1 rRNA gene is annotated in these 227 nt (G+C 53.3%); it reads left to right on the top strand.

Going from position 1 to position 227, the window contains the following annotated elements:
• Positions 1-227 (top strand): 23S ribosomal RNA (locus Q0852_RS23855); the annotation flags it as partial.

Below are 227 nucleotides of genomic sequence, written 5' to 3'. Positions count from 1 at the left end.
TAAGTACCCCGAGGAACAGAAATCAACCGAGATTCCGGCAGTAGCGGCGAGCGAAACCGGATTAGCCCTTAAGCTAGTTGCATGTTAGGCGAATGTGCTGGAAAGCACAGCAGTATAGGGTGATAGCCCCGTAGCCGACAGCGCGCTTCGAGTGAAATCGAGTAGGACGGGACACGTGATATCCTGTCTGAACATGGGGGGACCATCCTCCAAGGCTAAATACTCCT

The sequence above is a fragment of the uncultured Photobacterium sp. genome, assembly GCF_947502415.1.
Lineage (GTDB): Bacteria > Pseudomonadota > Gammaproteobacteria > Enterobacterales > Vibrionaceae > Photobacterium.
Note: the sequence above shows the minus strand (reverse complement) of the source record. Positions and strands in the feature narration are given on the sequence as shown.